The sequence below is a fragment of the Crocosphaera sp. XPORK-15E genome (assembly GCF_034931425.1).
Classification (GTDB): domain Bacteria; phylum Cyanobacteriota; class Cyanobacteriia; order Cyanobacteriales; family Microcystaceae; genus UHCC-0190.
Genome location: NZ_JAYGHQ010000007.1, coordinates 195552 through 214915 on the forward strand (window position 1 = coordinate 195552; position 19364 = coordinate 214915).

The 19364-nt window shown below is 39.1% G+C and carries 20 protein-coding genes and 1 pseudogene; 8 read left to right on the forward strand and 13 right to left on the reverse strand.

Going from position 1 to position 19364, the window contains the following annotated elements; translation table 11 throughout:
- Positions 1 to 51: 51 nt before the first annotated feature.
- From VB691_RS09390 to VB691_RS09400, 3 genes are all read left to right on the forward strand, one after another.
- Complete coding sequence (locus VB691_RS09390; protein WP_323291222.1) at positions 52 to 1053, forward strand: beta-ketoacyl-ACP synthase III; 1002 nt, start codon at positions 52 to 54, stop codon at positions 1051 to 1053.
- A 51-nt stretch (positions 1054 to 1104) separates the two neighbouring features.
- Positions 1105 to 1977, forward strand: coding sequence for an ACP S-malonyltransferase (gene fabD, locus VB691_RS09395; RefSeq protein ID WP_323291223.1), 873 nt, complete (start codon positions 1105 to 1107; stop codon positions 1975 to 1977).
- 215 nt (positions 1978 to 2192) lie between these two features.
- Positions 2193 to 3905: an Eco57I restriction-modification methylase domain-containing protein gene (locus VB691_RS09400; protein WP_323291224.1), complete on the forward strand. Its 1713-nt coding sequence runs from the start codon at positions 2193 to 2195 to the stop codon at positions 3903 to 3905.
- Here the strand turns inward: VB691_RS09400 and VB691_RS09405 are convergent.
- The 9 genes and pseudogenes from VB691_RS09405 to VB691_RS09445 all read right to left on the reverse strand — a co-directional run bounded on the left by VB691_RS09405 (position 3883) and on the right by VB691_RS09445 (position 11877).
- On the reverse strand, positions 3883 to 4239 hold the full coding sequence (locus VB691_RS09405; protein WP_323291225.1) for a hypothetical protein: 357 nt from the start codon (positions 4237 to 4239) through the stop codon (positions 3883 to 3885). The two genes, VB691_RS09400 and VB691_RS09405, sit on opposite strands and share 23 nt — an antisense overlap.
- Positions 4229 to 4366: a helix-turn-helix transcriptional regulator gene (locus VB691_RS09410; RefSeq protein ID WP_323291249.1), complete on the reverse strand. Its 138-nt coding sequence runs from the start codon at positions 4364 to 4366 to the stop codon at positions 4229 to 4231. Before VB691_RS09410 ends, VB691_RS09405 begins: the two co-directional genes overlap by 11 nt.
- Before the next feature lie 96 nt (positions 4367 to 4462).
- Positions 4463 to 5332 (reverse strand): annotated as a pseudogene (locus VB691_RS09415) (4-hydroxybenzoate solanesyltransferase); the annotation flags it as partial.
- A 56-nt stretch (positions 5333 to 5388) separates the two neighbouring features.
- Positions 5389 to 6558, reverse strand: coding sequence for an ABC transporter permease subunit (locus tag VB691_RS09420; RefSeq protein WP_323291226.1), 1170 nt, complete (start codon positions 6556 to 6558; stop codon positions 5389 to 5391).
- A 93-nt stretch (positions 6559 to 6651) separates the two neighbouring features.
- Positions 6652 to 7701, reverse strand: coding sequence for a glycosyltransferase (locus VB691_RS09425; RefSeq protein WP_323291227.1), 1050 nt, complete (start codon positions 7699 to 7701; stop codon positions 6652 to 6654).
- 82 nt (positions 7702 to 7783) lie between these two features.
- Positions 7784 to 8851, reverse strand: coding sequence for an amino acid ABC transporter substrate-binding protein (locus VB691_RS09430; RefSeq protein ID WP_323291228.1), 1068 nt, complete (start codon positions 8849 to 8851; stop codon positions 7784 to 7786).
- A gap of 173 nt (positions 8852 to 9024) precedes the next feature.
- Positions 9025 to 10533, reverse strand: a complete 1509-nt coding sequence (locus VB691_RS09435; RefSeq protein ID WP_323291229.1) for a site-2 protease family protein — start codon at positions 10531 to 10533, stop codon at positions 9025 to 9027.
- Positions 10534 to 10557: 24 nt separating this feature from the next.
- The gene (gene murQ / locus VB691_RS09440; RefSeq protein WP_323291230.1) at positions 10558 to 11481 is read right to left on the reverse strand and encodes an N-acetylmuramic acid 6-phosphate etherase; all 924 of its coding nucleotides are present in this window, start codon (positions 11479 to 11481) and stop codon (positions 10558 to 10560) included.
- A 6-nt stretch (positions 11482 to 11487) separates the two neighbouring features.
- Positions 11488 to 11877 carry a DUF3110 domain-containing protein gene (locus VB691_RS09445; RefSeq protein WP_323291231.1) on the reverse strand — a complete coding sequence of 130 codons (390 nt, stop codon included), beginning with the start codon at positions 11875 to 11877 and terminating at the stop codon, positions 11488 to 11490.
- Between the two features lie 261 nt (positions 11878 to 12138).
- Here VB691_RS09445 and VB691_RS09450 point away from each other — a divergent pair, with 261 nt between their 5' ends.
- Positions 12139 to 13305 carry an FtsW/RodA/SpoVE family cell cycle protein gene (locus tag VB691_RS09450; RefSeq protein WP_323291232.1) on the forward strand — a complete coding sequence of 389 codons (1167 nt, stop codon included), beginning with the start codon at positions 12139 to 12141 and terminating at the stop codon, positions 13303 to 13305.
- A 13-nt stretch (positions 13306 to 13318) separates the two neighbouring features.
- Here VB691_RS09450 and VB691_RS09455 read toward each other — a convergent pair whose 3' ends face one another.
- The 4 genes from VB691_RS09455 to VB691_RS09470 form a co-directional block, all read right to left on the reverse strand.
- Positions 13319 to 13801, reverse strand: a complete 483-nt coding sequence (locus tag VB691_RS09455; RefSeq protein ID WP_323291233.1) for a hypothetical protein — start codon at positions 13799 to 13801, stop codon at positions 13319 to 13321.
- Positions 13798 to 14169 carry a nucleotidyltransferase domain-containing protein gene (locus VB691_RS09460; RefSeq protein WP_323291234.1) on the reverse strand — a complete coding sequence of 124 codons (372 nt, stop codon included), beginning with the start codon at positions 14167 to 14169 and terminating at the stop codon, positions 13798 to 13800. The genes VB691_RS09455 and VB691_RS09460 overlap by 4 nt, the downstream gene beginning before the upstream one ends.
- A gap of 144 nt (positions 14170 to 14313) precedes the next feature.
- On the reverse strand, positions 14314 to 15852 hold the full coding sequence (gene malQ, locus VB691_RS09465) for a 4-alpha-glucanotransferase (protein ID WP_323291235.1): 1539 nt from the start codon (positions 15850 to 15852) through the stop codon (positions 14314 to 14316).
- A 399-nt stretch (positions 15853 to 16251) separates the two neighbouring features.
- On the reverse strand, positions 16252 to 16419 hold the full coding sequence (locus tag VB691_RS09470; RefSeq protein ID WP_323291236.1) for a hypothetical protein: 168 nt from the start codon (positions 16417 to 16419) through the stop codon (positions 16252 to 16254).
- Between the two features lie 62 nt (positions 16420 to 16481).
- Here VB691_RS09470 and VB691_RS09475 point away from each other — a divergent pair, with 62 nt between their 5' ends.
- The 4 genes from VB691_RS09475 to VB691_RS09490 all read left to right on the forward strand — a co-directional run.
- Complete coding sequence (locus VB691_RS09475) at positions 16482 to 17006, forward strand: DUF721 domain-containing protein (RefSeq protein ID WP_323291237.1); 525 nt, start codon at positions 16482 to 16484, stop codon at positions 17004 to 17006.
- A 365-nt stretch (positions 17007 to 17371) separates the two neighbouring features.
- Entirely contained in the window at positions 17372 to 17617 is a 246-nt protein-coding gene (locus VB691_RS09480) for a hypothetical protein (protein WP_323291238.1), read from the forward strand.
- Positions 17618 to 17959: 342 nt separating this feature from the next.
- Entirely contained in the window at positions 17960 to 18913 is a 954-nt protein-coding gene (locus VB691_RS09485) for a PRC-barrel domain-containing protein (RefSeq protein ID WP_323291239.1), read from the forward strand.
- 335 nt (positions 18914 to 19248) lie between these two features.
- The coding region (locus tag VB691_RS09490) for a helix-turn-helix domain-containing protein (RefSeq protein ID WP_323291250.1) at positions 19249 to 19364 on the forward strand (116 nt) is incomplete at its 3' end.

A 19364-nucleotide genomic window follows, 5' to 3' on the forward strand; every position in this document is an offset into this window, starting at 1 on the left:
GGAGGACTTCCTCCCCATAGATAACTGAGATTGAACAAGGAGAGAAAGGTCTTGAAAGGATTAGGGGCGGGAATGGCAATTATAGGCTGTGGTTCAGCTACGCCTAGCCAAGTGATGACTAACGAAGATTTGAGTCAGTTGGTGGATACCTCTGATGAATGGATTCGCACTAGAACTGGAATCAGTAAGCGACATTTAGCCTCAGAAGATGTATCCTTGAGTGATTTATCGGCCCAAGCGGCAGCAGCAGCCATTAAGATGGCAGGTTTAACCCCGGCTGATATTGATTTGATTATCTTAGCGACTTCGACGGCTGATGATTTATTTGGCAGTGCAACAAAAGTCCAGGAACTTTTACAGGCTTCTCAGGCAGTGGCGTTTGATCTAACGGCTGCTTGTTCGGGTTTCGTCTTTGCCCTGGTGACAGCTGCCCAATTTATCCGCACAGGAACTTATCAAAGAGTAGTGGTAATTGGGGCTGATGTGCTGTCCCGTTGGGTTGATTGGTCAGATCGCAGTACCTGTGTTTTATTTGGCGATGGGGCCGGGGCTGTAGTTTGTCAAGCTACGGCAGATCATGATCACTTGTTGGGCTTTGAAATGCACAGTGATGGTAAACAACATGAATCCCTAAATCTAACCTATCAGGGAGAAGCGAAAACCTTAAAAGAGGGAATGGTCATCAGTCAAGGCACTTATCAGCCCATTTCTATGAACGGACGGGAAGTTTATCGTTTTGCTGTGGCCAAGGTGCCAGAAGTGATTGAAAAAGCCCTATTCAGAGCAGATTTAACTACCGATGACATCGATTGGTTAATTTTACATCAAGCTAATCAACGAATTATAGATGCGGTGGCCAGTCGCTTAAAAATTCCGGCTGAAAAAGTTATTGCTAATTTGGATGAATATGGCAATACCTCCGCCGCTTCTATTCCCATTGCCCTTGATGAAGCAGTCAGACAGGGAAAAATTAAACCAGGAGATATTATTGCTAGTTCTGGCTTTGGCGCAGGGTTAACCTGGGGGGCCGCTATCTTCCGTTGGGGAAACTAACAACAATTCTCGATTTCTGAGCAACAATTACACATTAATTATTGATAATCAATGAAAACAGTTTGGGTATTTCCAGGACAAGGATCACAAGCCGTCGGTATGGGGGTAGATTTAGCAACAACAGCTATCGGAAAAACTAAGTTTGAAAAAGCACAAGAGATTTTAGGCTGGTCTGTGATCGAACGGTGTCAAGGGGATGAAACAGAGTTATCTCGGACGCTTTACACTCAACCCTGTCTTTATGTCATTGAAAGTATTTTAGTGGATTTGTTAACCGAAAAGGGTCAATTACCGGATTTAGTCGCTGGTCATAGTTTGGGAGAATATTCGGCTTTGTATGCTGCTAAAGTGTTTGATTTTGCCACAGGGTTACAATTAGTAAAACGCCGCGCTGAGTTGATGAGTGAAGCGGCGGGCGGGAAAATGGTAGCTTTGATGAAGTTTGATCGCTCACAATTAGAAATGGCGATCGCAGCAATTCCTGATGTGGTCTTGGCTAATGATAATAGCGAGCAGCAGGTGGTGATTTCTGGTACTCCAGAAGCGGTTGATCAACTCTGTTCCCAAGTACAAGCAAAACGAGCATTGCCTCTCAAGGTATCGGGGGCTTTTCATTCTCCTTTGATGGCCAAAGCAGCCGCACAGTTTCAAGAATTATTAGAAGCTGCTCATTTTCTGGATGCTCAGGTTCCCCTACTCTCTAATATTGACCCAACTCCCGCAACATCAGCAACCCTCTTAAAAGACCGTTTAATTAAGCAAATGACGGGTTCTGTGCGCTGGCGTGAGATTATGTTATCTTTGTCCTCGGAAGGGGTAACACAAGCGATCGAAGTGGGGCCTGGTAAAGTTTTAGCCGGACTGATTAAGCGGGCTTGTCCTGAAATTGCCCAGGGTAATGTGGGATGTATCGCTGATCTCTAATTTGTGATAGGACTAAGGGTATTCGGGCGATTAGCACAGGGGTAGCGCACTTCCTTCACAGGTCAGGGGTCACTGGTTCAAATTCAGTATCGCCCATTAACTTAAAACCAAAATTATGTTTTAGCACTGTCTTTCTAGATAATTGTTGACTATATATCACATTTTTCGTCTATTCTAGTAAGGTATCAGCATCACTATTATGAACAAGATTTGAAATGACAGCCATTTCCTCTCAATTGGATTCACAGTTCAGTAACTTTTTGCTCCAACAGTCTAAATTAGAAAGTTATTTCTGTTCTATCAAAAAAAAACTAAACGGAATATTTTTAACCAGTAACGCATCTATAATAGATACTGTTTTGGTTAGCATTCCAGATGACATATCTATTCTATCCAAGTCATTTCTTGAGCCATCTTGTGGACAAGGGGTATTTTTTCTGAATCTAATAATTAAAGCCTATGCTATTCAACCAAGTGCTTCAGCTATTTCAAAATTTATACAGGAAAATCTTTATTTCGTAGATATTGATCTGAAAATGCTTGAGACAACTGAAAATAATATATCTAAATTATTTTTTGACTTGTTTCAGGAAGAATATAAAGGAACTTTTAATTCATTCTGCGAAGATTTTACAAAAATCAATAAAACCAATCCCTCAAAAATTAGCAACCTGACTAATTTATACAATAAAATAGACTTTGTTATTGGCAATCCTCCGTTTGTTACATTATATGGTAGACGTGATAAAAAGCAAAATGAGAAGCAACGGATATATTATTTAAGCAATTACTCTCAATTTCCACCATCACTTAAAAATGGAAAAATTAACTATATTATGCTTTTTATTGAAAGAGGCTTAAAATTCCTTAAAAGTAAAGGAAAATTATCATTTATAATAGATCTCGCATTTTTTGAAACTGCTTATCAACATTGTCGGAAGTTTATAATAGAAAATTATACAATCAATTCATTAACTTATAATTTAAAGGGTTTTGATAGTGTAGCAAGTGGACAAATTATTCTTGAGGTTACAAATACACCACCTACAAACAACTCAATATTAGTGACTGATGCTGAAACAAGAAAAACTACTTTAATAGAGCAAAGCTATTGGAATAACCCTAAAGATGAATATAAGTTTAGGATTTCATATTGTAGTCGATCAGACAAAATAGTAGATAAAATTTTCAAAAAAAATGATCCTACCTTGAAAGAATTGTATCCCCAAAAAAATCTTAGAACTTGCACAATGCTCCTAAATATGGAAGATCAGTTTACTAGCGATATAAAATCTATTTCTGTGCCTTCTTATCCATACTATCGAGGTTCTAAAAGTCTAAAAGATAGGTATTCTACTCTTAAACATGACAGATATTTTAATTATGACAAGAATTTACAAAACAGTATTAATGAAAAACTAAAAGAAGAGTTAACATTAAAAGGGATAAAAAATAAGAAACGAATTGGTCTTGGTGAAGCCGTAATATATGACAATCCAAAAGTGTACATTAGACAGTCTGCAAAGCAACTTATTGCATCTTATGATGAAAAAAAGAGTTCAGCTAATAATAGTCTTTACGTTTTTAGCTTAAGAGATAATACAAAAGAGTCAATCTGCTTTTTGAAATACCTCTGTGGTTTGTTGAATTCAAACCTTTACAGTTTTTTTGCACAACAAAGAAGAATTATTCGTTATAACACAGGGAAACAACCACAAATAAAAATTTCAGATTTATACCAAATATTTATCCCATTGGACGAACAATTAAAGAAAGATATCGTTTTTCTCGTAGATTGCATTTATAGTGATCCTTTAAAGTCTAGTAAATATAAAAAACAAATTGACAAGTTTCTTTTTGATTACTACGAATTAAATAATGAAGAGATCGAGGTTATCTATAGTTCTATTGAATTTTTTCTTCGATAATTTTTTCAGATTCAGCATTTCTATTCTTAAGTAATTCTTTTTTTTCATCCATTTGAGAGAGCTTTTTTTGAGCTTTCTCAAGCTGTCGTATCAGTCCTTCTTGAATTTTCTCCATTAACAGGTCTATAAACTCATCCCTTGTTCTATATGTCGGTTCATCTGACCTATTAACCTGCAATTGATTGGTTGGAGTTCTTCTAAATTTTGGACTTATATCTTTACCTGCTCTTGACTTAGCCGCAATGTGGGTTAGGAACTCATCTTTGACAATAATTTCTTGTATGATATTAGTAATCTCTGTTCTAATCAAATCTTCAAATTCTTTAATGTTCACTAAATAACTCCGAATCAAAAAACTCAGTGATGGATAAACTTAAAGCTGAAGCAATCTTTTCTATATTTTCGATAGAGACATTTCTTTTGCCATTTTCAATACTAGCAATATAAGTTCTATCTATAATTCAAAGCGTTCTGTTGGCTAGAAAATTCCCATTTGAGCAAAAGATAACCGACAGTGATCGCACTCTCCAAACTCCCACAAAGTAGGAATCTGAATTCATGACAATTCCTGCGAGGAGAATAAAGCCTAAGTTGACATTTTGACTAAAGACTTTTCCGTAAGTTTCTTGGGGAATTTCGGGAGAACTTAACAGAATATATTGGATCATCCAACCCCCTAACGCAATGGCCCATGTTACCCAAAACCCTAAATTTAGGTGCATAATTACCCCTAAATAAACCCATAAACCTGCCGTAATAGCAAAAAAGATTCCCACTGCTTCTCCTGCATATTTTCCGAAGAATAAAGCACTGGAATTAATGCCAATTTTGCGGTCATCTTCTCGATCAGACATAGCATAAACTGTATCAAAGCCTAAAGTCCAAAATACTGTTATTCCCCACAATACCCATGTATAATTTTCTAATTTTCCTGTAACTGCTGTCCAGCTAATTAATACTGCAAATCCCCAAGCGATAGATAATACTAATTGAGGAATTGGAAAGACCCGTTTTGCTAAAGGATAACAAACAATCACCGGAACTGCGGCAACACATAACCAAAAACTGAGAGGATTAAGATAAAATGCTAAAATAGCGGCACAAATTAGGGAGATAAAGGCGATCGCAATGCCAACCTTGATTGATAAAGCACGGGAAGCTAAAGGACGTTTACGAGTCCTTTCTACTTGCGGATCAATATCTTTATCCCAAAGGTCATTAATCACACATCCTGCGGCACTGGTAGCCAAAGTTCCCAGAATAATCACCCCAATTAAGGGTAAGGGAGGAATTCCCCGCGCGGCCAAAAAAATCGCCCAAAGTGCGGGAATCATCAAAATGAGTCTTCCTGCGGGTTTATCCCATCTGAGCAAACGAACAATTGTTAACCAAGTGGGTTCAGTTGTGGGTTGAGAGTTAGTTACCATTGTTTGTCTGAGATAATTTTTAATCTATATTGTATAAAGAAATCATCAAAATTTGTTTAATTTTCTTTAATTTGTACCCAACGATTAAACCAATTCATCCCTGTGGAAATAATCAGATTAAAGGTTAAATAAGTGATCATGACAACGAGCAACATTTCTAGGGATTTTCCGGTTTGATTGGAAATGGTACTCGCAACGGCATAAATATCCCGATAAGCGACAGCACTTGCTAAACTAGAGTTTTTAGCTAAATTGAGAAATTCGCTAGTTAAAGGTGGAATAATGACTCGTAATGCTTGGGGAAAAATCACAAAGCGCATGATTATTCCTGAGTTTAATCCTAACGCTTTCGCTGCTTCCCATTGTCCTTGAGAAACCGACTGAATACCTGCCCTAATTACTTCAGCAATAAAGGCAGCAGTATAAACAGTTAAACCTACTAATAGGGTAGCAAATTCAGGGGAGAGAGTTAAACCACCTTGAAGGGTTTTAAGTTGATAATTATATTGGGGAATTTGCCAATCTAAGCCCCAGATTATCACGAAAATAACAGAAATTACCAGAAAAATTAAGAGTGCTTGGTATAGCTTATTATTGATGCCTTGTTGAATAATAATTTGATCATTTCTACGCCAAATCATTATAAATAAAATAGGAATAGTTATCAGTAATAAGACAGATAAGGAGGTTTGTAAATTACCCCTAGGCCAAGGTAAGTAAAGACCTTGATTTGACAAAAAAAACGAATTAATAAATATTAAAGGCTTGTTAATTTTGGGCAATTTCAGAAAAACAACAGAATACCAAAAGAACAATTGTAAAAGTAAAGGAGTATTGCGAATAATTTCGACATAAACAGTAGCTATTTTACGAATTAACCAATTATCAGATAATCTTCCTAACCCAATAATTACCCCTAAAATAAAGGCTAAAATAATGCCACTAATCATCACTCTTAGGGAATTGAGTAATCCTACTAAAAGGGCCCGACTATAGGTATCAGTCGCTTGATAAGGGATAGGAGAATCTCCAATATCAAAACGGGAATTGAGATCAGGATCAAAGATAAAATTAAAACCAAAACTTAACCCAAGTTGGTTAAAATTAGTGGTTAAATTATTCCTGAAGATACCTAATAACAATAAAATAAAAATTATAATGATACTTTGAAAAAAAAGGTTAAGGAAACGACTATTACGCCAAAACGGAATTTTATTTTCACTCATGTTATTTTTGTAAAAAAGATTGTAAGGCCTATAGATCGACCAACAATTCAAGCAAGTCGATTCCCTAACAGATAAAACTGTAATTTTGCTCTCTTAAGTAATGGTTAATCTATCAATTTCTGGCACGGCAAGTAATCCCATTCTTTTCTGAAAAGAATTAATTTTTGTTTCTAGATAGCGATGTTTAAGAAAGGTTTGTTGCCTTAGTTTTGATGTATTACACCAGCGTTGATAAGCAGGAACAGCAATATCTGTGATAAAGTTACGCCATTGAATTGCTAACTGAGTCGGTTCGGTTTCTTTGGCCCGAATAAATCCATTTTCTCTGATTTTTCTGCGTAATTCTGGATTATCTCGTAATTTTTTTAAGGCTGTTAATATTTCTTCTATTGAAGTTGCCTCTAAGTAATCATATTCGCTTTTACGTTCCAAGCGAAAGGCTGATTCATAGCCAAGAATAGCAGGAACTCCGGTTGCCCAAGCCTGATATAATTTTGAGCCTGGTTTCCAACTAAAATCATTTTTTCGTCCCAGACAACGCATGGCTACTACAACATCTACGTAACTATAATCATGCCATCCTGAAGGCTGATCCACAATATGCCAAGTTAGTCCTAATGCTTTAAGTTCCTCAATCCATGAAGGAGATTTCATTTCAGGAATCAGGTTAACATCATAACCAAAGTAGGCAACATTTTCAAAGCGATCACCACGTTCGATATCACGTTTAATTAATCCTGATTGTCTCCAATGGGGAATGTAATAACTTTCCCAGAAATTGAACAAGTTTCTAGGAGATGCTTGGCTAGGATTTTGAACAATGTGTAACTGGGCATAGGGATGTCGGGGCCTATCTCCTCTTATACAAACTATTAGCAAGTTAGCATTAGGTTGTTTGTGATCATGTAACCAAAAACGATGGGCTAAAACAATTCCTTTTTCTGGAAAGTTTGAAACTAATTCGCAAGGGAAATTATTGGCTTTTAAATGTAAATAAGCTTGAATCGGAAGATCATGAATGCCTAAATTTCTTTTTCCTTGAGTCCCCTGCCATTGTCCAAATAATTCTGGATCTTCTGGTAGATTCTGCGGCATATGTTTCGGTGGAACATAAAAATAAATAGGCGGTAATTGATGACTCATAACTGCAATAATGAATGATTTACATGAATAATAATCGAAAAATTCAAAAAGATTAATCAGCTTATTAAGTTGAGTTATCTAATTATCTAAATGGGGGAGAATATAACAATCCTCCGTCAGTCCAAAGTTTATTGGGCCCCCGTTCTAACCCTAATGGTTTACCAATATTACGGTCATAAATTTCGCCATAATTGCCCACTTGTTTAATAATGCTGGCGGCAAAATCATTCGGTAATCCCATCCCTTCTCCTAGCTTATCATCTAATCCTAAAAAGCGTCTAACATTAGGATCTTCGCTGGTTTCAAACTTGTCTACATTTTGAGAATTAATGCCCAATTCTTCAGCTTCAAAAAGAGCAAAAGTAACCCATTTTACTGTATCAAACCAAGCAGAATCTCCATTTTTAACTGCAGGGCCTAAAGGTTCTTTTGACAATACCACATCTAAGATCACATGGTCATCCGGTTTCGGTAAAATAGAACGACGGGCCACCAATTGGGAACGATCTGCTGTCACCCCTTCACATCGTCCCTCTTGATAAGCTGCATAAAGGGTATCTACATCATCCGAAACCACCGGATTATAGTTTTTTACGCCTCGTTTACGCATCTGATCCGCCAGATTTTGTTCCGTAGTGGTTCCCGCTAGGACACAAATCGATTTACCCCCTAATCCTTCAAGTTTCGTGACACCACTGGCCTTCGTCACCATCAGTCCTTGACCATCATAAAAGACTGTGGGGGTAAATTCCATGCCATTAGCGGTATCTCGACTGAGAGTCCAAGTGGTGTTACGACTGAGAACATCGACTTCTCCTGATTGAACCGCAGAAAACCGTTCTTGTGCGCTGAGTTTACGATATTCAACCTTAGTCGCGTCCCCAAATAAAGCTGCTGCGATCGCCCGACAAACATCCACATCCAACCCAGAATATTGACCTTTTTCGTCCACAAAACTAAATCCAGGTACTTCCCCATTAACTCCACAGATCAGGGTTCCTCTTTGTTTTACGGTTTCTAAGCGACTGTTTGCAGTTGATTGATTATTGTCTCCTGTTGTGGTTTCGTTGGTTGTTTTTTCCCCATTACAAGCCGTTAAAGGTAGGATTAAAAGAAGGGTTGTTAGGATTAAAGATGGTACTTTTCTCATTGATTTGCTCAGATTAAACATGGGTGATCACAAAGAAATTATTCTGAATATTAATCGCCTTTTAAAGTATACTCGTTTCCCTCCCGTTAAGAAAGGCCAAAAGAGGCCGTTCAACAATTAATAATCGATAATGATTAATTATCCATTGTCAATTATCCATTATCCATTGATAATCAGCCACCAATGCCTAATTTTCCAGCTAATCCTGGACTTAAGGGAATCAAGGTTGCTAACATTAAAAAGAGAGCTAATAAGCCCCAAGCAGCGCGGGTATCATCGGGTTCGGTTAATTCATTCAGACTAGGCCTTTCTAAGTCCCGTTGTAAGAATAAAATGACAATGGCCCAATATAAAGGAATGGGATTAGCGGGACTAAATAAGGTCACAATTCCCAAGACAATTAAGGTAATAATAGTTGTCCGTCTAGCGGTTTTTCTGCCGTAAATTGCTTGGACAATTCGGCCCCCATCTAATTGACCAGCAGGCATTAAATTAAGAGCCGTGATCACTAAACCTAACCATCCTACAATGGTTAAAGGATGAACATCAACAATCGAGTTTTGCAATTGTTCTCCTAAGACAACTTTGGCTAAACTGCCGACTAAAATTGAGCCTTGGAAAAACTGAGTTGGGACTTGAAAAAGACTACCTTCATGGGACAAAATCAAACCAATAATTAAGAAAATAAAGGAAATAATTCCCCCTAAAGCTGGCCCCGCTAATGCTACATCAAATAAAGCAGTACGGCTAGGAATTAAGGATTCAAAACGAGTAATTGCCCCAAAAGATCCAATTTGCCAAGTGGGGAGAAAGAAAGGTAAACTTAGGCGTAAACCGTAGCGTTTTGCTAAAATACGATGGCCAATTTCATGAGAAATCAAGACTGCCAAAATTCCTAAACTTAAGGGAATAGCTTCTTGATAGCGACCCCAACTATTAAATAAATCGAAGCCCAAAAGAATTCCTGCCGCTTCTAAAGTAGTGACAATTGTTGCTACGAATAACACCAATGCTAAGTTTTTTTGGACAAGGGTTGTTGGTTGAGGATCGTCTGTACTAGGCAGGACAATCATGACTGGTCTTCCTTCAGTTCCTTCTACTAAAAAGAGACGATATTTTTCTCCAAAATTTGCTTTAAGTTTGTCGGAGAGACGCTCATAAACTTGATCGGGTTCTCCTCTTAAATTGCCTTTGAAAATTGCTCCTTCTTGATAAGAAATGGTTTCCGTTGCAAAAAAAGTATCAATGCCAAAAATCCCCTTAATTAATTGTAAGTCTTCTTCAGGAATAGGGAGAACATCAGGCACAATTATGGGGTCTGATTCTGTTCTGAAAGATTCCGAAGTTTCCAGGGAATTTGAGGCTTCTTGTTCTTGTAACCGTTGCGCTGCTTTTTCTCGCAACAGCACATCTTGACCTTCGGCCCTTAGACGCTTTCCTAAATAGATATAAAAAGCGACAGAGCCAATTAATAAGAGTAAAATTCCCACTAAATTGAGATAAATTCCCACAGCAAATAAGCCAAAGAAAATCAACCAAGGAGCCATCAAAATCACTGATTGTAACCAGGCTAAAATTCCCAATTTTCCATAAGCTTTAGCGCGATTATAACCCCAGGCAAGAAGACCAAAGGCAACTAAAAGAATGATGAAAACGGTCGTTGTCTCAGAGACATTTAACATAAGCTTAATTAACAATAATTCTAATTAACTAGACGATTGAGTATGACTTTCCAGGGCAGCCCGCAAGTTTCCTTGATGGGTTTTCAGAAGCTCTTGACAATCTTGAACATCCAATCCTGTCCAGTGCATCAATAAAGCTAGTTTAACCCGTCTTCCACTGCGCTCTAACAAAAATCCCGCCCCTTCTCGATTCAGATCGGTTAATTCTTGTAAAATCCGTAAAGCGCGGTCATGGAGCTTGCGGTTAGTCACAGAAACATCGATCATGCGATTTCCGTATACTTTTCCCAGTTTGACCATTACCCCCGTCGAGAGGATATTTAAAGCCATTTTAGTCACGGTTCCCGCCTTAAGACGGGTGGAACCCGCTAAAATTTCCGGCCCCGTTAACAAACGAATATCAATATCAACAATCATCGGTACTTGTTGGGCCGGAACACAACTCATGGCAATGGTGCGGGCCCCTCGCTGTTTAGCCGCTTCTAACGCCCCGTGAACAAAGGGTGTCGTACCTCCCGCACTAATACCCATCACCACATCTTTGTTGGTGATTTGTCGTTGAGCGATCGCGGAGGCCCCATCTTCGGGACAATCTTCTAAGTCTTCAGAACTTCTCACCAAAGCCGCAGCCCCCCCCGCAATAATGCCCTGTACCATGTCAGGATGAGTGCAGAAGGTGGGGGGACATTCCGCCGCATCTAATACCCCTAAACGTCCGCTAGTGCCTGCTCCAACGTAAAATAAACGACCCCCTTTACTGAGGGCTTGACTGGTAACTTCAATCGCTTGAGCCAATTCTAAGCGGGCTTGGGCGATCGCCTTCAGGGTTTGGGTATCTTCTTGATTAAACAGATCAACCAACTCCACAGAAGTTAATTGATCTAAATTGTGACTATTGGGGTTGACTTGTTCCGTCAACAGATGGCCCCGTTCTTCTAAGTTTTCCATAGCTGGTTATAGTAGGCCCTCTAATTTACGGCGAATTTTGTCTAATTCCTCAGAAGATAAGTCCGAGGGGCTATCTGGTTCCCCAGTAGGTTGACTTTTTCCTTCCTCTTGCCAATCGATATCGTCCACATTTTGCTCTGGAGGAATGGCTAACTGTCCATCAGGAACTAATTCCCAATCATAATCAGCGTCTTGGCAAAAAGCTTCAATTTCTTCTGAATCAAAGGGTTCCACTGTTGGGGCCGGAAAATCTTGGGCTTCGAGTAATAAGGCGTAACGGGTGGCATCATCTTCTGACTCAAACATCAGAATTTTATTGCGATCGCCCATTTGTACCGTATGAATTCCTTCATTTTCCTTACGGGCGTTAAATAGTAAGACATATACTTTAGCCATAAACGTGCTATCTCCTCCATCGGTGTGACAAAATTTGACCACCAATACACTCAGATCATTGTTACTTAGAATATCTGATTCTCGGTTTTTTCACCAAGTCAAGCAAGGTCATCAGGACCTGACTTTTCACGTCATCTTTTTCATTAAGACGAGATGGGGGGTGTGGGAGGAGAGGGAAGATGGGGAGGAGAGGGAACACTGATTAAATCACTGAGTCTGCTATTCTATGGATTAATTCTTACCCAGGGTCAGAGAATTACTGTGCTACGAAAACTCATTCTGATTATCTTTCCCATTGTCAATCCCGATTTAGAGCATTGGTCAAACGAAGCCCGCTTTTTACGCTGGTTAACTTTGCTTTGGTTATCTCTTGGTTTAATTGCTCTGTTTTCCGCTTCCTATCCCGTTGCCCTCGCTGAAACGGGTAATGGTTGGTATTATGTAATTCGTCAAGGAATCTGGATCTGGGCCGGGCTGCACGGGCTTAATTTAATTACGCGATTGCCCCTACAATACATAGTCAAGTTGGCTCCTTGGTCTATTTTATTATTATTAGGATTAATTTTTTCTACCCTTGTCCCAGGTTTAGGCCATGAGGTTTATGGGGCGACTCGTTGGATTAAATTGGGCCCAATTTTAATCCAACCCTCGGAGTTAATGAAACCTTTTTTAGTGTTACAAAGTGCCTATATTTTTGGTCAATGGCACCGACATTCTTGGCGCGTAAGACTGCAATGGATCGGTGTATTTGGCTTAATTTTAGCCGGAATTTTATTACAACCGAATTTAAGTACAACTGCTTTATGTGGCATGAGTTTATGGTTAATTGCTTTAGCATCGGGCATTCCATCTATGTATTTAACCACAACCGCTTTAGGGGGTATTTTAACTGCTTTTGTTAGTATTAGTTTTCGAGAATATCAACGGAAACGGATTACAGCATTTCTTGATCCTTGGGCTGATCCTTTGGGCAATGGCTATCAATTAGTACAAAGTTTGATGGCTGTGGGATCGGGGGGGACTTTTGGAGTAGGCTATGGAATGTCTCAACAAAAATTGTTTTATTTACCGATTCAATATACTGATTTTATTTTTTCGGTTTATGCGGAAGAATTTGGCTTTGTCGGTAGCATTGTTTTACTGATATTATTATTAACTTATGCAACGTTTGCTTTACGAGTGGCCGTAAATTGTAGTCATCGTGTTAAACGGCTAGTAGCGATCGGCGTTATGGTAATGATGGTGGGACAAGCTTTATTAAATATTGGTGTGGCAACAGGGGCTTTACCAACAACAGGTTTACCTTTTCCCTTATGGAGTTATGGCGGTAGTTCTACTTTAGCTAGTTTAACTTTAGCAGCCCTTTTAATTCGAGTGGCAAGAGAAAGTAATGAAGCTGATGTGGTGATGTTACCCCAAAAAGGTTAAACAAGTTAAAAAATTATTGGGCGATAACCTCTAATAATTCAGCAAAATTTAATAGCTCTTTTTTGACAATTGTAAAACATTCCTCTAATTTAATTACTAATGGTTCAATTCTACTTATCTCAAATTCAAACCCGTAAACATTTCTGACTACATGACGAAATCTTCTATATTCATCTAATTGTTCAATACTTACTGCTGAAAAAATCTGAGGACGTAAATTATCTATTTCTCGTCCCATTTGATTCAATAATTCTCTGTGCCAATTTTGTCCTGATGGCAGAAAATTATCAACAACAGTTGCTATTTGAGAAAATACTCTTTCTAAACCTGTATAAAAATCATGAATGCTTAAGGCAACAGAATCTAAAAATAAGTCTTGGTTTTCTAACTGATTATTGACTGCATTCATTGCTCTTTTAGCGCGATTAACAACTTTTTCCAATTCAATTAATTCTTGCTTAATTCTTGCTGATAATGTTTGATACCGCTTATTCATAAGAATATACCCTCTTTTTCTATACTTTTTGTTAATTGTTGACTGCAAGTTTCTATATCGACCAAATTAATTTCAATTTCTTGATCTAAGTCTTTTAATACTTCCATTGCACGAAAAGTATCTTGAGGGGAAAGTCCCCAAGCAGCAAGATCAATATCTGACCAAAGGGTAAAACAATCTTCTCGAATAAGTGAGCCAAAAACAACAACTTTTGTAACTTGAAATTGTTCTTTTAATAAGGTTGCTGCTTGTTTTGCTAATGTCCAAGCTTTTTCTTGTCTTGCTTGTCTTTGGACTTGAGTTTTTTGCCAATTTTGTTGTGCGGTTTGACGATATTTAATAATGTCTTCTAGTCTAACTTTATTCATGATTTTTGATTGTATTGATAGATTATTTTTTAAAACATGGTAGCACAATAAACAATAATTTTTAAATTATCTTAAAAGGGGCAATTCATGAATTGCCCCTACCTTTTCAGGATAAATATTAGCCCAAAAATCAGCTAAAATCCCCTATGATACTTCTTCAGATTCCTTATATTCAGGGTAAACAATACGTCCGTACAATTCTGTTAAAAACCGTAAATGTTTCCCTAACTCTGGTGTTAACATTTCAGGACGATATCGCCATCCCCAGTTACCATCTGCGAGGCCAGGTGTATTCATCCGCGCTGTCTCTGTTAACCCTAACAAATCTTGCAAAGGAAACACAGCTTGATTAGCAACAGAACCCATCGCTAAACGAATCAAACCCCAATGAATACCTTGAGAACAGATCGACCCTAAATAGTCCCCAACTCTCGCTTTTTCTTCAAAATTACGCTCAGCAAACCATCCCACCGTCGTATTATTATCATGGGTTCCCGTATAAACCACACAATTACGGTTAACGTAGTTATAGGGTAAGAAGGGATTCCCTCGATCTGAATCAAAAGCAAAATGTAAGATCTTCATCCCAGGAAACTCAAATTTATCCCGTAAAGCTTCCACTTCTGGGGTAATTACCCCTAAATCTTCAGCTACAATCGGTAAATCCCCTAATTCTTCCTTGAGACGCTCAAAAAAGGCATCGCCTGGGGCTTCTAGCCATTCCCCGTTCATGGCAGTGGTTTCCCCTTTAGGAACTCCCCAATAGGCTTGGAAACCGCGAAAGTGGTCAATCCGCACCAGATCAAAATACTCTAAGGTTGTTTTAAACCGTTGAATCCACCACTTAAAGTTATTTTCTTGGACTTTTTCCCAATTATAAACAGGATTTCCCCATAACTGCCCTGTGGCACTGAAATAATCCGGGGGAACACCGGCCATTAACTCAATTTCATGGGTTTCGGGGTCAATACAAAAGATATCGGAATGGGCCCACACATCCGCCCCATCATAGGCGACATAAATGGGAATATCCCCAAAAATCTGAACGTTGCGCTCGTTGGCATATTTTTTCACCCCTTGCCATTGACGGAAAAATTCAAATTGGAGAAACTTATGATAAAAAATGGCATCCCCTAACCGTTCTTTGCAAGCTTGAAGGGCTTGGGGTTCCCGTTTTGCTAAATCAGGTTCCCATTGATGCCATCCTTTGCCTGGGTGTGCTTCATGGAGAGACATGAACAGGGCATAATCTTCTAACCAATAAGCATGGCGATCGCAGAATTGATTAAATTCTTGCCATAATTCCTCATGGCCCTGATTTTTAAAGGTATCACTGGCTTTTTTGAGTAGGGGAAACTTGGTTTGAATTACCAGGTCATAATCTACATAATCAGCCGGAAATTCGGGTAAACTGTCCAAATCTTCTTGGGTAAGTAATCCATCTCCGTAGAGGATATCAGGACTGATCAAAAGAGGGTTTCCTGCTAGGGCAGAATAGGATAAATAGGGTGAATTTCCATAGCCTGTTGGCCCCAAGGGCAATACTTGCCAGATAGTTTGTCCACTGGCGGCTAAAAAATCAATGAAGCGATAAGGGCCTTCCCCTAAGTCTCCAATTCCAAAACGACTGGGTAGGGAGGTTGGGTGTAGTAAAATACCACTAGATCTGTTAAAAAATGTCATGAATGGCTACGCCTTGTCTGCCTTGAATGATGCTATGTAGCCCGATTATAAAACAATGTGGCCGCTTAGTTTTGTCATCCAGAGACAAAGCCTGCGTCAGCAGGCTTAAGAACACGATCCCTAGAGAATTTTAAGTTGACATACTCCACTGCCTAAAGGCGAGTGGAGTATGATTCAACAATTACTTGTTGAAACCTACTCTCTTGTGAGGTTTACTAGGCTGACTGGTACTTACCTTACTAGGTCATACATCCATCTGTTTCCAGACACCCTGCCAATTCAGGGTTAGTCGTCACTTCCTGGGGGACCCCCAGTAGGTAGCCGTTAACGCTACAATTCCATTGTAGCACAATTATGCCCTGAAGGGCGGGGTTTTAGACCCATGATTTTGCGATAAACTTAAGAACTATAACGTAAATATTTGGAGAAATTGTAATGAAATTGTTCAGCTTTCCCATCCCATTTATAAGCCACTTGATGGGCTGCGTTTTGGAAGAAGGGATAAGTATAAACTACTGTAGCCGCACCGATAAGGGCGCATAAAGTCAAATTGGTGATTTTTTTCATTTTTATTCCTTAAAATGGCATCTGAACAAACGAATAACTTTCTTCATTGTAGCGAGAATTCCATGACTTTGAACTCTCTCAATCAACTACTAACTAACCTCATCGCTCAACCTCATTTGGCAGCCTATCAACGATATCAAACAGTTTGTCAGGCCTGGGATGAAGTGGTTAATGAGCGAGTCGCTGCTCAGACACGCCCCCTATCTATCAACCGCAATATTCTTTGGGTAGCTACCGCCAGTGCGGTTTGGGCCCAGCAACTCTCCCTAACCCGCTATTCTCTACTGAAACAACTCAATACTCACTTATCTTCTGAACCCTTAGAGAATATTCGCTTTTCTTCTGCCCAGTGGTATCAGCCTCAACCCTTGACTCCAGATCCCATTTCCAGGGCTTCAGAAAGCCTATCCTCTGAAGTTACCACAAACCCCCAAGAAGCCTTTGAACAATGGGTGAAAGTCCTCCAACATCGAGATCAAGCTCTGCCGTTATGTCCTCAATGTCACTGTCCCACACCCCTTGCAGAACTTAACCGTTGGGACAAATGTTCGCTTTGTATGATACGATATTGGCAACAAAAATCTTAATAAACTTTCGATTAATTCTTGATTCTATAAGTTTTACTCCTAAATCTCTCTCCGTAAATTTTCGGTTTTATTTTTTATGTCTCCTGTGTTATACGGTTTTTACCCTTGATCCCTAGGGTTTTCCCTAAGAAATGTCTAAAATTGTCTACTTTTATTTTATTAAGTTTCTTTGATTACTAGGACATAATATTAAATTTTGTAAAATAAATATTAAAAAACCCTAAAGAGTCAGGACTCAAGGGAAACAATGAAATCAAGACAGTGGCGCAATTAGGGTCAATCGAGAATCAATTAGGTCATGTTAGATAATAGGTTGTATAAGATAAACTTAATTTCTCAAAATTACTCCTTGCCGTAGAACTCCCATGAAAACCGCTAATTGCTTAACGTCATCTTGCCGCTATTGTCGTTATTATCAAACAGAAGGCCGTCGGGGGGGAATGTGTCAGCAGTTGGGTGTTCCCGTTCGAGCCGAATGGAAAGCTTGTAGTCTAGCTGTCTCACCTTTCACCGAAACCTGGGAAAGTTTAGAAAATGTTGTTAAGCTAGAAAAGTCCCTCGGACTGGAATGCCAAGTTGATCTAGCAACAATTGAAACAACCTTAGTCTAATCAATTTTTTCAATTTCTTCAATAATTAAGCTTTTTTTTGCTAAAATTACCTCAGATTCCTAAAAAGAAAGCACCTTTGTCATTAAAGGTGTTATTTTTGTGGCGGGCTGGTTCAGGCAAATGGCAAGGGATTGGTTAAAATAGAAGACAGAGCCTTCCCATAGATGCTTGAGGGCTTAAATGAAAACCATCCTGAATCCTAATTACTGACCAATCGTGATTAAGGATAAAAGTTAGCTCTTAAGGTATTATCGATTAACTAAGACCTATTATCGTCAAACCTAAAAATCTGCTATTTGATTTTTCTATCCCTAGGAAGCCAGTCATCAAACCTAAGACAAAATGACCACAGATAACATCCGATTACGCAACGAATTTATTAATACACAAGTGATCACCCGTGATAGGGGGAAAAAATTAGGGGTCGTCAAAGAAATTTTGGTCGATATTGACCAACGGGAAGTCGTCGCCCTAGGGCTACGGGATAATATGCTTTCTTTGTCTGGTATGCCCCAATATATGTATATTTCCAGTATCCGTCAAATCGGCGATGTCATCCTCGTTGACAATGAAGATGCCATCGAACCTGTTGATATTGACGCTTATACTCCCATAATTAATAGTGAGGTGATTACAGAAGCGGGGGAACCTTTAGGGAAAGTTCGAGACTTTCAGTTTGATTTAGCAACGGGTAAAGTATCCTCAATTATTATTGCTTCTTTCGGATATCCTCAAATTCCCGATCAGGTCTTAAGTACCTACGAAATTAGCATTGAAGAAGTTGTCAGTAGTGGCCCCAACCGCTTAATTGTTTTTGAAGGGGCAGAGGAACGGTTAACCCAGTTAACTGTCGGGGTTTTAGAACGTTTAGGCATCGGTAGACCCCCTTGGGAAAAAGAAGACGAAGACTACATCTATTCTCCCCCAACTGCCCGCCCCGAAAACCAGTTAGGAACGGGTATTCCCATCAGAACCCCCGTAGAAATGCGAAAACCTGTGATGGAGGAACGTTGGGACGAAGATACCTGGGAAAAACCGATCACAGCCCCTCCCCCAAGACGACAAGCTGAGTCAATTCGCTATGATGAGTATGAGGAAGATAACTGGGAAGACGTGCGACGAGAAGAACCCCTCTCCTATCAACCCCCTCGCCAAGAAAAAGAGTACGATTATGACTATGATGAGGTGCAGGGAGATGTTTGGGATGATGATGTAGAACCTGAACCTTACAACCCCCCTCGCGTCAATATTCCTCAAAAACAAAAACAAGCGGAATATTACGAAGAAGAAGCATGATCATTGATGGCCCCATCCTTGTTGAGAAACAGATGGGGTTAGCTCCTCCGCGAGAAGCCCCGCGCTATACCCTTGGGTTAGCGTCGGGATGAAAGCGGGTCAATTGAGGGGTTCAATGCCCCGAAAATTGACAAATAATTTATTGATTTAACCGATAACTATTAAGAAAACGTCTCATAGCCTCACCCATAGAGATTTGTTCCCTGTCTGCATAGCTTTTCAGCCAATTGTATTCAACTTCATTTACCCTGACCTCAACTTTTTTTTCTCTCATGCTTGACAAAATGAACGTGATTGGTCTAGCATTATTGTAAGGGAGATAAACCAAAATAACAATGAAATCAACTTATCAGTATCAATTACAGCCAACAACAGAACAAAAGCTAGAACTGAATACCTGGCTTCGGGTCTGTCGTTATTGGTACAATCGGATGCTAGGTGAAAGATTTTC

What these genes read in the sequence shown, in the direction of transcription:
- fabD (WP_323291223.1), top strand. Translation starts at nt 1,105, where the DNA reads ATGAAAACAGTTTGGGTATTTCCAGGACAAGGATCACAAGCCGTCGGT.
- VB691_RS09400 (WP_323291224.1), top strand. Translation starts at nt 2,193, where the DNA reads ATGACAGCCATTTCCTCTCAATTGGATTCACAGTTCAGTAACTTTTTG.
- VB691_RS09420 (WP_323291226.1), bottom strand. Translation starts at nt 6,558, where the DNA reads ATGAGTGAAAATAAAATTCCGTTTTGGCGTAATAGTCGTTTCCTTAAC.
- VB691_RS09425 (WP_323291227.1), bottom strand. Translation starts at nt 7,701, where the DNA reads ATGAGTCATCAATTACCGCCTATTTATTTTTATGTTCCACCGAAACAT.
- VB691_RS09430 (WP_323291228.1), bottom strand. Translation starts at nt 8,851, where the DNA reads ATGAGAAAAGTACCATCTTTAATCCTAACAACCCTTCTTTTAATCCTA.
- VB691_RS09435 (WP_323291229.1), bottom strand. Translation starts at nt 10,533, where the DNA reads ATGTTAAATGTCTCTGAGACAACGACCGTTTTCATCATTCTTTTAGTT.
- murQ (WP_323291230.1), bottom strand. Translation starts at nt 11,481, where the DNA reads ATGGAAAACTTAGAAGAACGGGGCCATCTGTTGACGGAACAAGTCAAC.
- VB691_RS09445 (WP_323291231.1), bottom strand. Translation starts at nt 11,877, where the DNA reads ATGGCTAAAGTATATGTCTTACTATTTAACGCCCGTAAGGAAAATGAA.
- VB691_RS09455 (WP_323291233.1), bottom strand. Translation starts at nt 13,801, where the DNA reads ATGAATAAGCGGTATCAAACATTATCAGCAAGAATTAAGCAAGAATTA.
- VB691_RS09460 (WP_323291234.1), bottom strand. Translation starts at nt 14,169, where the DNA reads ATGAATAAAGTTAGACTAGAAGACATTATTAAATATCGTCAAACCGCA.
- malQ (WP_323291235.1), bottom strand. Translation starts at nt 15,852, where the DNA reads ATGACATTTTTTAACAGATCTAGTGGTATTTTACTACACCCAACCTCC.
- VB691_RS09470 (WP_323291236.1), bottom strand. Translation starts at nt 16,419, where the DNA reads ATGAAAAAAATCACCAATTTGACTTTATGCGCCCTTATCGGTGCGGCT.
- VB691_RS09475 (WP_323291237.1), top strand. Translation starts at nt 16,482, where the DNA reads ATGACTTTGAACTCTCTCAATCAACTACTAACTAACCTCATCGCTCAA.
- VB691_RS09480 (WP_323291238.1), top strand. Translation starts at nt 17,372, where the DNA reads ATGAAAACCGCTAATTGCTTAACGTCATCTTGCCGCTATTGTCGTTAT.
- VB691_RS09485 (WP_323291239.1), top strand. Translation starts at nt 17,960, where the DNA reads ATGACCACAGATAACATCCGATTACGCAACGAATTTATTAATACACAA.